The sequence below is a fragment of the Streptococcus sp. k-402 genome, from assembly GCF_013277515.1.
GTDB lineage: Bacteria > Bacillota > Bacilli > Lactobacillales > Streptococcaceae > Streptococcus.
Map to the genome: position 1 here is coordinate 40746 of NZ_VMNB01000008.1, position 12978 is coordinate 53723.

The window sequence follows — 12978 nt, forward strand, 5'->3', positions numbered from 1 at the left end:
TGAAATGGACCAACATCTTCATCAACTAGTTTTTGAAAATCACAAATCCTTTTGGAGAGATGACAAGCTGATTCTCTAATTCCTGGCAATTGCTTGCTAGTGCTACTGCTTTTTTCTCTACAATACAATCTTCTGTTGATTGGTTAAAGATAGCTTTAAGGAACTGTCCTTCATATTTCCACTCCAAGGCAACTACATCTTGTTTGATTTTTTTTAGGTTATACTTACCATGCGAAATGATTTCTGACGCATATTTTCTAATATTAATCAGCTTCTTCATAAAATTCAGCATATCATTGTCACTTGATACGCGTTCCCAAGGCATACAACGACGGCAATCTGGATCTGACCCTCCGGTCAAGGCAAGCTCGGTTCCGTAGTAGATGCAGGGTGTTCCTTTTTGTAAAAAGAGAAAGGCTAGGGCTGATTTAACCAGTTGCACATCCTCATTGGCCGTCCACAAGATTCGTTCTGTATCATGCGAATCCAAGAGATTAAACATAACATCTGAAATCTGCTGTTTGTAATACATAGACTGTCCATTGATTTCATCAATGAATTGGTCTGTCTTCTTAACACCTCGTAAGAAATAGTCCTTGATGCTATCAGATAAAGGATAATTCATGACCGCATGGAACTCATCTCCATTTAGCCAAGGCTGAGACCTATGCCAAACTTCTCCAAGGATATAAAGATCAGACCTTTTAGCTAGAACTGCCTTGCGAAAATCCTTCCAAAACAGATGGTCAATCTCATTAGCTACATCCAAACGCCAAGCATCAATATCAAACTCTTCAATCCAATAAGTCGCAACCTTTAAAAGATACTTCTTGACCTCTGGATTGGCTGTATTTAGCTTAGGCATATAGTCCTCGAAACCAAAAGCATGATAGGGTAAGTCTCTTTTATTAACTAGCTTTTCAGTTGTCACTGGGAATTGTTGAATATGGAACCAATCCTTATAAGCAGACTGTTCACCATTTTTGACAACATCTTGCCATTGAGGAGATTGCGAACCAATATGGTTAAATACCGCATCCAACATGATTTTCATGACACGTCGATGAGCTTGCTCGATAAGTTCCCGAAAGGTTTCCTTGTCTCCAAAATGACGGTCAATTTCAAAGTAATCTGTCGTATTGTACTTATGATTGCTCGTAGATTCAAAGATAGGACAAAGATAAAGTCCAGTAATTCCCAAGTCTTGCAAGTAATCCAGATGGTCAATAATCCCCTGTAAATCACCACCAAAGAAATCATCACTCTTAGGTGTGACAGATGAATCCCAGTCTAAAGTTCCTTCTGGGTTTAATAGAGCATTTCCATTGGCAAACCTTTCAGGAAATATCTGATACCATACCGTATTTGAAACCCAGTCAGGAACCTTGCAGGCATCAATCTCATGAAGATAGGGCAACTTAAATCCATTCCCAATAGTATGAAGATTTTCTAAAGAATTTTCAACGCACCCTTTATCGCCATACAAAATGCTTTGACCTTCTGTATCCTTGAGTTCAAAGAGATACTGGATACGTGCAAAGTCAACGGACACTTCAACCTGCCAATAATCAAATAAGACGTCAGAAGCTATCTTGACCATTTCTTTTATATCCTGATAAAATTCCTCCATAAAGATAAAAGGGTCACCATAATGCAAGTTGATGCTTTCAATATCCCCTTTCTTAGTTCGAATCCGAATATGAAGTTTCTTATCCATATAAAGATAGGCAAACTCCGACTCAGTCCTATGGTAAATAGCACTTAATTCCATCAAGTTGTCTCCTAAAGTTTTAATTCAAATTTTACGTAAACGTTTTCAAAATCAATAAATCCAGTATACTATTTTTGTAAACTATTTGCAAGGAATGTCCGTTCTTAAAAGAACTATATTTTAAAGTATACAAAAAGCCTTAAAAAAGGCTTTGTCTCTATACTATTCCTCTTTCGGTTTTGAAAAGACTTCAATATGTTGGCCCAGTACCTTGATTTCTACAGGCAGGTTATCCGATTTATCGCCGTCAACATCTGACTCCAATTCACTATCTGAAGAGATCTTAATATTACGCGCTCTGATATACTCAATATTATCATTGCCCACAACATCTCCTTTTAGTAAATCAGGAATGACGGATAATTTAGAGAATATAGAAGCATCTTTCAGAATCAAAATGTTAGCATAGCCGTCCTTGTTTTCTTCAAAGATTTTCTTATCAGCGAAGTAATTTGTCAAGAGAACCAAAACATGGCTCGCTTCACCAACATAATTTCCATTTTCTGTCTCAACCTTAATGTTAAAGACCTGATCCGTCATAACGGACTTCATGGTATTTACAGCATAGGCAAGAATACCAAATTTTGTCTTATCTTCAATTTCAACATTGTGAATCGCTTCTGGCAGAGAACCGATACTAAAGATATAACCAAAATAATTGTCATTCGCTTTTCCGATATCAATCTTATTGGTTAAGTTAAAATCGAGTTCATCAATTGCGCCATCGATGTCTTGATTGATTTCCAACAGTTTTGTAATGAGGTTACCCGTACCACCAGGGATAATACCTAACTTAGGAATGTAGTCTCTCTCAGCAATACCAGAAATGACTTCGTTGACAGTCCCATCTCCACCAAAAACAACCACTGCATCGTACTGCTCACGAGACGCTTCTTCAGCAAAATTTGTTGCATCCAGCGCCTTTTCGGTAATTTTGGTTTCCACGTGCTCAAAGTATTCTTTTGCTTTATTTTCCAGCTTATCTTTGTAATCCAAAGCCTTCTCGCCACCAGAAGTAGGGTTGATAATTAACATTGCTTTTTTCATTAATTTCTCCTTAATACTCGTTAGAAATCTTTATATTTCATTATATGAAACTAAATGTATCCCTATTATACAATGAAAATACAGAAAAGAGAAATCTGACGTACTGGAGATTAATACGCTTTTATTCTATTTTCCCATCTAATGACTATATCCTTTAAGGGGTCATCTAAGTAAGAATAGGCCTTATCCTTTATCCAATCAGGAATACCATAAGCTGCCTCGGCAATGCTACCAGTTATTGCAGCAAGTGTATCACTATCACCACCAAGAGAAATGGCATTCCTTATCGCATCTTCGAAATCTGTACTCTCAAGAAAGGCGATAATGGCTTGAGGGACAGTTTCTTGACATGTTTCGTTAAAATGATAGTTAGGGCGGATTTCATCTAAAGTTTGAGATAGATTGTAGCCATATGTCTTCTCTATATAATCCTTAATCCGTCTTTTACACTCTGTATGATTGTCATTAATTGGTTGCTCGTATTCTCTACAATGACCACCAAAGTAAAAACGACACAGAAAGATAGCATCAGCTGTAGCCATTGCACCTTTGACACCTTCTGGATGATTATGGGTTACCTATGCAGAAAGACACGCAAGTTCTCTAGATGATGGCCACATTCCGGTTCTCTCATAAAAACCACAGTCCATGACCCAAGCACATGGAGAAACACGCATAGCTGATCCATTCCCAAAGCTATTATAAGGCTCACGGTTATCGCTGTTTAGCCATGCATTAAACCGAGCACCGTAATCAGCATTCGGATACAGTCTGGCATATTTCTTCATCGCGTCAATGAAGTCGTCTTTTTGTCCCCCATTCATAATCGCTTCTGCAACAGCACAGGTCATAACCGTATCATCAGTGAAAAAACAATCCTCACTAAATAAAGGAAAGTCCTTCGTTTTGATATTGTTCCATTCGTAAACAGAACCGACAATATCTCCAATAATTGCTCCGAGCATCCGACTCCTCCTTTTATAGTATTCTTCAATTCCTTACATCAATCCTCCCACCTCTTCTTTAACATATTCTTCTACATCTTCAATTTCTATAAACATTGGGTCTAAATGACATAAGAAGTGCCAATCTTTGCTCCCTTTTTTTCTGTAGAGAATCGCTTCGCCGTCTTCACTTCCGAAAAAGCTTCTGTCTACTTCATATCCACTGCCTTCTAGAAAGTCTTTTGCCTGGCGATAGTTCACTTCTCTCTCTTCGACATAGGTTTTAACTTCATCGTTGTTAACAACATATGCATCGATTTTTGAATATCCTTCGATCACTCTATCGTTTTTGAGGGATAAATTCGAAATCTCTTTCCAAATAATGTCTACATTTTCCTCAGGATCAAACATAAATTTAGACAAAGGAACTATGTTGCCGTTATAGATAATTTCCATATAGTCCGGTAGGTTTGTAGGATTAAAAAACTCTACTTCAAATCCATCTTCTGTTTCTAATGTATATCCAGGGATTTGAACTACAAAAGTTTTCCCATCTTCTATGGAATCAAACGAAACTAAATCTTTAGAATAATTATTTTGATATAACTCTAATATAATCATTTATAACCTCATCTCAATTATCCGTAGATTGATTTTTCAGAATATAATACTGATTAGTTACCCTTAGAATATAGCAAATTCTTTTTTCCACCTTCTTAAAACATCATTTAAAGGCTACATACTCGGCGGTTCTCTGTTACCCTATCGTTTCGTCGTAAACTTCTTACTCTACGACAGCTATCCCATTGGCGGACTCAAAAGGTTCAATGAACCTTTTGAGGATTAACTACGTTTCTCTAACAAACTTACACACTCGACGTGTGGTGTTAGCAAACTTCTATATTATAGAATGAAAGTGACTGAATTGTTGTTTAAAATTAAACTTTAGAATGAAAATATTTTATAGTTACCATTTTTCAACTTTATAGCTGATAATTATCACTTAATAAATTTACTTGCTAACTTGTAAACTTGTTTTATCTCTTTACTTTCTAATTTCCAGCTATCAAGTTCTTCTTTAATCAACTCTGGGAATTTTTTGCTAATGTCCCTCAAAGCATTCCCAACTGATTTTCTAACATATTCACTGGAATCTTCTTTTAATGCTGCAATACGTCTAACCGCTTCATATGGATTCTCTTTGAAATATGGTCTACTCGTCCAAATTCTCAAACCTTCTGTAACAGCTCTTCTAACATTTGGATTACTGTTTTGTAACCATTCGTCAATAACCGGAAGAGATTTTTCATAACCTATTTGCTTACAAAATTCATCAAATGCTTTTGCTAATACTTCTTGAACTCTCCAATTTTCATCTTTTGAAACCTCATCCCTCATGAAGATCAAAATTTCTTCATACGATGACAAATGACCAAAGAGAAATACACTATACATTCTAACTTGATATACATTGGATTTAAAGGCTAAAAATGCTAATTCTTTGGTATACGCATTATCGTTTGATAGATAGTCAGCAAGAGCTCTTTTCTCTTCTTCTTTAAATCCATTTTCTATTAAAGAGAATTCTTTTTCTAAATTTAAAATATATTCTTTCATGTAACTTGACCCAATGACTGAATTTTAATTATTTTTCTATTTTTGATTCAAGTTTATTTAAATAATTTTTTATCTCATGAACTAATCTTTTCTTTGAAAATAAATCCATTCTACCACCTGAAACCATTCCACCAAAGAAAACAGGAATATCCCTGTCCCCGAAGACTGTAAATGTCTTTATACCACTATCACACAACCATTGAGAGACTTGTGAATTATTTATGTATACAAATTTTATATTTTTATCAGCTTCTATAAGATACTTAATGTGAAGTTCTAACATTTCTTTGCAGTATTCAAGGTAAGATTTTGATTTTATTAGTGGAAGTTTTTTAGAACTTGTTTGATGATAGTAGAACATATCTCCAATATAGATTGTTACTTTACTATTTTGGTGATTTAAATACTCTTCATGTATCATATCTAAAAAAACTTTGTCCTCAGAATGTTCTATTTCTTTACTCAAAACATCCCATGATTTATTACACCAATGCCATTTAGCTTTATTATCAAAAATATCATTCATTAAATCATAAATAGGTTTATAGTATTTATTATAAACATAATTACTTTTAATGCTGTTTTTCAAACTATACAGATATGTCCTGTTATTTTTCTCATTGTTTGCATCGTCATCATTTCCTGCAGGATTTAGACCAATAACCAAAACACAATCTTTTTCAGATGTTGAGTTATCAAATTCAAAGCCTCTAACTCCAAGTCTTGGATCATCTTCATCTAAATCTAAACCAACTTTTGTTTTATCTATAAACTCATTATTTTCTAGACTAGTTGTCATAATTAAAACTCCTTTATTTACAATTGTCTTAAAAACATAAGAAAAATAAAGTTACCAGTAGTACCTTTTCTCACTTAGATATTGTTCTTTTTGTTCTCTAGAATTTTCATGATTTCTAATTCCTAGTAATTCATCTGTTGAAGAAACTATTGGGTCGATCCAGTCAGCTTTGGATCTAATCCAATCAATTTCCTCTTTACTATGCTTCCCCGTTATCTCCAGTTTATCAGCCATCAGTCTTAAATCATTTGCTGTTTGAAAATCTTCCAGCATATTCAGAAGAGACATTGTCCGCTTCTTCTCTTCTTCGATTCTATTTTGTAATTTTCTTTTTCGCTCTTGTTCTTCTTCGTATAGTCTTTCTCTCTCTTCACGTTCAAGTCGCAAGTTCTTAACTTTATAATACTCTTGGTAAATTAAAACAATTATTTCTGGGATTGATTGTTCAAGTGTGAATTCTTTTGTATCTTTAATGTATTTACCATCTATTATCTTAAATCGAAATTTTCCGTTTGGTATATAGTCATACTTCTTTATTCTTGGTTTAAAAACATATCTATTAAACTTAACGCTATCATTGTACTCTGCTAGTTCTTTAGCTTCTTCTTTTGTTAATTCATGACTAACTTTGTCTGTTGATTCTATAACTTCAAAACGAACAATATCCTTATCAATTTGAATATCCCAATTTGAAGTTACATTATCACCGATTCTTTCAATTACAGTAACTAGTGTATCTAAAAAGCGATATAAACGTGGTAGAGAATTTGGTGAAATATTTTTTACAAACTTAGGTTCTTTTAAATTATTATATCTGTGTCTAGAATCAAAGTAAGGATAGGAAGCAGCTTTTTCCCTCTTATTCCACTCTGCGATTTTATCTCTTAGATTAGCTACAGATTTATGTAATCTCTTATTTGGAGACTGGTTTAGGTTTGAAACGGCTTCGATAATAAGCTCTATTTTATCGTCCTCTAAAAATGATAATGAACTTCTTATACTAGTTGTATCAAGTTTAAAAATATCTTTATTTTTATCTTCCGAACTCTCTTCTTTATGTTTAGCAGGTTTTATTCTATTGTTCTTTAGACTTTTTCTATCAATATGTACTTCATTTACGTCATTTTGTGGTAATGGAACAATAAGCTCACTTAAATCTTGTCCAGTATTCTTACGATACCAATAACTACCATTTGGAATTGGAATTTCAAATTCTTTGCATTTCCTAAGTAAGTCTGAATAGCTTAAATCATATTTCAATGAAACTTGTTTTGCACTTATCTCCCAGATTTCTTCATAGAGTTCTTCTCTAGAGAAGGTCTTTATCATCTTCATTTGAAACACCTTTACCCTTATACTTTACATCACCGTTTTTATATTTACCAAGCGAAAACGCAAATTCAAAAATTTCTAATTCTTCACTTCTGCATTTTCGCTTAATATAAAAAGTAAATCTTGTTTTAAAGCGTTAAATTCCTCTATAATTTTATCTAAACTAGTTTCAATATTCTCAACACGGATCTCTGATAGTTTTCCGTGGTTGTAAGAAATCAGTCTTTCAGCGATAATATGATATGACCAACTCTCAGTGAAACGTCTATCTCTTTCTTCGTTATGAATAGCAAAACCAATTGGAAGAAGATTATTTCTAAGACCTATAGCAACTGCCTGTGAACTTATACCTAAATAATCACCAGCAATTTTTAATGTGATTTTATTTAATTTTCTAATATCTTCGTCGGTATATTTCGGCATGTTAGTTCTCCTTTGTTATAATTCAAAATGCAATATCATCTATGTAAAAATATCTTGATAGAATGCTGTATAGTGCTTTCCTTAACTATAAAATTAATATGTGGCACATAGTACTCCGAAGGCTAATAATCTATTCAATTAAAAATTACTATCAATCAAAACTAATCTCCTCGGATTCATAGTTACGATGTTTTCTATGGATTCCAAAAATCTTTTTCGGTAAATTATCTCTAGTTAAATAAAACTTTTTATCTTCTAATTCACCTTTATCAATCTTTTTAAGAGAATCTTGAAATTCGTCTACTTTATAGAATAAAAGGCCATCATAATGTTCTACACCATCATCATTAAATTCAATAGTGTTATTATGAATATCATATACTAGATTTTGTTTTATACCATCGTCATATTCAAATTCAAAATATATATTATACTTCTTGAATTCTCGGATTTTTTTACAAAGTTCATCAAATTGATCATGGTGAATAAGATTTAACTCATGTTTCCTCTCTTCTGGAATAATACATGATCCCAATAAAACGAAATAAAGGTAGATTGCATTTCTACGTATTTTTTCTACTAAATCCCAATCATTTAAATTATGAGTATGAAAGAAACCGTTTCGACATTCAATTCTAAAACAACTAATCATGTCAGTAACTGTTTTTGCATTATCCGGATTTGAAAAAATATGCTTATTACATCTTAAAAAATACTCAAAAGTTCCAATAGAACTATCCATGAATTCTTTTTGATGTTCCGTAAATTCGATATATGGATAGTTTGTGAACCTATAATTGTTTCCGGGAACTTTATTAAATTTGTTATCAATCAGCTTAAAAACTGGGATATTCTGTCTGAAAGCTTTTTTCAACATATCTCGTTTCATTGCTATTTTACAATCGTTATCAATATTGAGCATAACAATCTTATACAATAACTGTTCAATAGACTTTAAGTATCCACTTACGACAGAGGTGTAATCAAAGTTCTTTTTACCCTTAAACGAATCATAAAGCCATTCCGATGTTATAAAACTTGTAGCATATTCGTTCGAACTTACCATTGTTTCATATAATTTATCGAAAATATATGATTTATGCATATCATCCAGATTTTCAAAAATAATATCTTTTTGAGTGAGATATAAATAGTTCTGGACTTTCTTATCACTTGCATTAATAATCTGATACCTGTAATTCAAATAATCCCAATCTCTAAGCTTTTTCTGTTCAAAAATTTTTATTGAAGCCAGGTTCATTTTAGAAAGAAATTTAACAGATTTATAACCTGTGATTTCCTTTGTAACTTTTAGGTAATTATCAATAGAATCAATAAACTCTTTATATTCTTCTTCACCAAATTGTTTTAAATAAAATTCATGAATAGATAATGCTCTTATATTTACATTTGCATCTTTATATTGTTGATTCTCTAGCTCAATTAATTTATTTGTTTGCTTACCTTTTGAAGTTCTAAGGATAATCGCTTTATCGACATGATTAGATTTAAGAATACTATTGATATCTTCATCTTCAAGGAAATCTGCTAACCTATATCCTATTCGTTCATGGTTTTCTTTAAATATAAAAATAAATGGAGCATCATGTGAATATTCTACATGTATATTATACTCCTTCAGTACTCGCCAAAGGATGTTAGTTAGTAATATTTTAGCAGCTTTTTCCTGTCTTTCTACTGCGAAACGATAAAAATAGAAATCATCATCAGCTAATTGAAAAAGTTCTTCATTCCGAATAGACTGGGATTTCACCCACGCTTCTATGAAATGCTTTAGCATGTTTAAATTTTTATTAATTTCTTCTTTATAGATAAATGAACAGTCAATTTTTTTCATTATTTTTCTATCCTTGAATATTTTATGAAACAAAAAAAGCATAAAATCCTAAGATTATGTGCTTCTCCAAGTATATAGGAGTTAACAGTTGCTTTTAGTAGCAACTGCAAACTCCTTAGTAGCTTCAATCGCATGGATTGAAACACGCTCAGCTGCTGAAGAATCCATATTCAAAGCGAAAATGGTTCCAACCGCAGCTGTGCCAAGGGCAACAACGAACTTCCAGTCAATTAAGACAGTTAAGTTCATAACACACACCTCCTTTCAGGCTTTAAAGCCAAAAATATATATAGGTGGGTATATTGTCGCCCTATCCAATGTTGCCACTGGACTACTTTAGTATACTTTAGAGATTTAAATCTGTCAATGTTTTTAAAGCGTAATACACTAAAATTGGTAATGAAACAGAGTATATTTAAATCGTGGAAAATATATTAAATCAATTTAAGAGAATAAGAAACCACTAAGGTCTTATTCTTAAACCTGTTAATCATTTAACTGAAAACTAACGAGTCTAAGTTTTTGAATAGACAGTAAAAAGTATTAATCTGATACTAGTAGCATAGCATACAGATTCTGATCCAAAGTAAAATTAATACAAATTATCTTTTTTTAGATACATAATAAAATTTATTATTAGAATATTTACATACCACAAAAAGAATGATTTTCGTATAGAACCATCATCAAAATCTTGTTTTCCGAATGATTTTTCTACTAAGTTTAATCGTTTCAAGATATCTTTTCGAATATCTGATGGTTTAAAAATTTCTGAATTTGGTAAAATCCATGGAATTAGATTCGAAGAATCTGTTATCAAATAAGTTTGACTATCTAAATACTCAACCTCAATCCTTTTGTTAAAAATCATCCAATTTAATAACTTTATCATAAAGCTATTTGGTCTATAAAAGTAATATCTCCAACTACCTCTCTTTTTATTTAGATATTGAATGTTGGCCTCTATAAATTTCAAACCTAAGCATTTAAAAACTAAACTACGATGCCGTCCATTAGTGGATACCATAAATATACGACCTGATTCATTTGGTGCTGGATATTCATCCAGCCACAAATCTGACATAGAATTGATATGTAATTGGCTGTTATTTCGATGCTTTAACGCATCTTCTACTAGTTCACTTTCTGAACGAATTTTAAAAGTAAAATATTTGTTATGAACAACCTCATCATTAAGAATAATATCCTCTTTAAAATTACTATGACTGTATGGTATACAGAAAGGTTCAAAGACTGATTTTTCTATTGCTTCTTCTAGTCTTTTTTCAAAAATAATTTTTAATTCAGATTCTGATATATCGTCGTAATTAAATTGTTCTTTTAAACATATTTTATCTATGCTCATGTGATTTCTCCAAGCTTATTTTTATATTACCACTTATCATTTAAAATAGTTCTCAAATGTGCTTTCATATTAAGAACTCTGTTTGTATAAAACTCTTCAAAATCAGAAAAATCCAAGCTTACTGACTCATCAATAAATAATCGTTTTTTAGAAATACCATTATTTTTAACCCAGATAGGTAAATCGTTATCACTTTTTGCTGTATTAAGTTCACTATTTAATAGTTGCAAATTACCCAATTTATTCCAATTTTTACCAACTCTTTTAATCATGGCACTATAAGGGCTATTTTTTCTTTTGAATAGTGTTTGAGGATGAATATGATCAACATGGAAATTTTGGTTAAAGTAATCTAAATCAGGATAGAATAATGATAGTACAAAAAATACATCTCCACCATATGTCCGTTCAAACAAATCTTCAATAAATTCAGTGTCGAAGTTATAGTTTTTTGTTGGATTTGATTTAGCTTTATCAATAATAACTTGCAAAGGAAAACTAGGACTGCTATTCTCATTAATAATCTTTCTAAGATCAACAAGAACAGTATCGGATTGACCACCAAATATTCTCTTCAGGAAAGATAAAATAAGCCAATGTTTAATCAATTTATGATTTGTGCTACCAAAGAATCTAACCTTAATAATCTCTTCTTCTAAGTTATTTTTATAAACATAATAAATAATGGGAATTGCAGCATTTAGTGCTGGAAAAGTTTGAGAATTAAATCCCATCCTGTAAAACATTTGGAAAGTATTGGAAATGCTTAATTTTATTCTAGACCAATTTTTAATTACAGAATTTAATAATTCTTCATCAAAATTTTTTACTCTATTTTTAATATCATTAGAAAACAACATTAAAATAGATTTAATTATTAAATCCGAACTAATATTAAAATCACCAAAGCTACGGACATCTTTAATCAATTCATCGAACTCATCCCTACTCTCTTTCCAATGAGTTGTTAAAACTGACATTAACAAATCTGAAAATGTTAATTTAGTCCCACCGTCGTTTGTGCGTATAAATATATCTAATACTTTATCAAGATCTTGTTCGGTTTCCAAGTAGTAATTAAGAATTTTATCTTCCCTAATTACTTTATTTAATTTTCTTAGTGTATTACGTGCGTATTTTTTATCTTTTATATTTATTTGTTGTTCAACAAAATCACTAATTTCTTCAAATATGTCATCAGGATTTATTTGAAGAATATCACCGACTTTATACCAAGTTTTATCTTTACTATTCTCAGCCTCAGATTTCGGCAAAAATCTGAAATTATATGCTCTGTCGATATCTGATTCACTTTGGTATTCCGAAGTAATATCTAAATATAAAAACTGTTCTTCAAAGTAATCAGATTTATCTACCCAAGGTCTATGAGGTTTTTTCATTGTATAGCTTCCTTTTAAACCAAGGTATAAGCTATTTAGTCTTTGTTGCCCATCAATAACAGCAAAAAAATCATCATCGGAAGCTGTTTTATTAATCATTTCATTTTCAACTTCAAATCTTTGTTTATACTTTCTCAAAAAAGAATAATAGTTATAATTATTTTTTATTTGAGGAGAATTTATTTCCCACAACATCAATGAATTAAAAGGGTAATCTCTCATAATACTGTCGAAAAGTAGTTCAATTTGATTTTTTCCCCAAACAAAACGTCGTTGAATCCCTGGCAAAACATATTTATTTTCATCAATTTTATCAATAGCTTCTTTAATGGTTATAGGAGTTTGAAAACCCTTTGGCATATTAACATCCCCTTGAATATTACTTTATACTATTATATCATTATTCAAAATAAAAAACTGC

At 31.6% G+C, this 12978-nt stretch carries 11 protein-coding genes and 1 pseudogene; all 12 read right to left on the reverse strand.

What is annotated here, in order from left to right; translation table 11 throughout:
• Window positions 1-25: 25 nt before the first annotated feature.
• Window positions 26-1771, reverse strand: coding sequence for a glycoside hydrolase family 13 protein (locus tag HT724_RS06255; protein WP_173276764.1), 1746 nt, complete (start codon window positions 1769-1771; stop codon window positions 26-28).
• A gap of 162 nt (window positions 1772-1933) precedes the next feature.
• Window positions 1934-2818 carry a diacylglycerol kinase family protein gene (locus HT724_RS06260; RefSeq protein WP_173276763.1) on the reverse strand — a complete coding sequence of 295 codons (885 nt, stop codon included), beginning with the start codon at window positions 2816-2818 and terminating at the stop codon, window positions 1934-1936.
• Window positions 2819-2928: 110 nt separating this feature from the next.
• Window positions 2929-3783: pseudogene (locus tag HT724_RS06265) on the reverse strand (ADP-ribosylglycohydrolase family protein).
• Between the two features lie 33 nt (window positions 3784-3816).
• Entirely contained in the window at window positions 3817-4383 is a 567-nt protein-coding gene (locus tag HT724_RS06270; protein ID WP_173276762.1) for a hypothetical protein, read from the reverse strand.
• Between the two features lie 378 nt (window positions 4384-4761).
• A complete protein-coding gene (locus tag HT724_RS06275; RefSeq protein ID WP_173276761.1) occupies window positions 4762-5379 on the reverse strand; it encodes a DNA alkylation repair protein in 618 nt (205 codons plus the stop codon).
• Between the two features lie 28 nt (window positions 5380-5407).
• On the reverse strand, window positions 5408-6178 hold the full coding sequence (locus HT724_RS06280; RefSeq protein WP_173276760.1) for a hypothetical protein: 771 nt from the start codon (window positions 6176-6178) through the stop codon (window positions 5408-5410).
• A 51-nt stretch (window positions 6179-6229) separates the two neighbouring features.
• Window positions 6230-7513 (reverse strand): cellulose synthase, encoded by a 1284-nt coding sequence (locus HT724_RS06285; protein ID WP_173276759.1) that lies wholly within the window; start codon window positions 7511-7513, stop codon window positions 6230-6232.
• Window positions 7514-7588: 75 nt separating this feature from the next.
• Complete coding sequence (locus HT724_RS06290) at window positions 7589-7933, reverse strand: hypothetical protein (protein WP_173276758.1); 345 nt, start codon at window positions 7931-7933, stop codon at window positions 7589-7591.
• A gap of 151 nt (window positions 7934-8084) precedes the next feature.
• The gene (locus HT724_RS06295; protein ID WP_173276757.1) at window positions 8085-9791 is read right to left on the reverse strand and encodes a kinase; all 1707 of its coding nucleotides are present in this window, start codon (window positions 9789-9791) and stop codon (window positions 8085-8087) included.
• An 81-nt stretch (window positions 9792-9872) separates the two neighbouring features.
• On the reverse strand, window positions 9873-10040 hold the full coding sequence (locus tag HT724_RS06300; protein WP_006153932.1) for a hypothetical protein: 168 nt from the start codon (window positions 10038-10040) through the stop codon (window positions 9873-9875).
• Between the two features lie 343 nt (window positions 10041-10383).
• Window positions 10384-11157 carry a hypothetical protein gene (locus HT724_RS06305; RefSeq protein WP_173276756.1) on the reverse strand — a complete coding sequence of 258 codons (774 nt, stop codon included), beginning with the start codon at window positions 11155-11157 and terminating at the stop codon, window positions 10384-10386.
• Between the two features lie 26 nt (window positions 11158-11183).
• On the reverse strand, window positions 11184-12917 hold the full coding sequence (locus tag HT724_RS06310; RefSeq protein ID WP_173276755.1) for a DUF262 domain-containing protein: 1734 nt from the start codon (window positions 12915-12917) through the stop codon (window positions 11184-11186).
• Window positions 12918-12978 lie beyond the last annotated feature (61 nt).